Genomic DNA, 299 nt, shown 5'->3' with positions numbered 1-299 from the left:
CCCCCCCCCCCCCCCCCCCCCCCCCCCCCCCCCCCCCCCCCCCCCCCCCCCCCCCCCCCCCCCCCCCCCCCCCCCCCCCCCCCCCCCCCCCCCCCCCCCACCCCCCCCCCCCCCCCCCCCCCCCCCCACATCTTACTGTTCGTCGGCAGCGTCAGATGTGTATAAGAGACAGGCCCAGGCCAGTACAGGCCCAGCAACAGTACCGGGAAATTGCTGGACGCGGCGATGGCAAAGGCCAGCCCTACCAGAAAGGCAATGTTCAGGTTCTGGAAGCTGCTGGACAGCAGCAGTGCCACCAC

1 pseudogene is annotated in these 299 nt (G+C 74.9%); it reads right to left on the bottom strand.

The window, feature by feature from the left end:
* Positions 1–299, bottom strand: a pseudogene (locus JHD62_RS22145) (hypothetical protein); the annotation flags it as partial.

It is taken from the genome of Aquitalea sp. ASV11 (assembly GCF_016429185.1).
GTDB lineage: Bacteria > Pseudomonadota > Gammaproteobacteria > Burkholderiales > Chromobacteriaceae > Aquitalea > Aquitalea pelogenes.
Note: the sequence above shows the minus strand (reverse complement) of the source record. Positions and strands in the feature narration are given on the sequence as shown.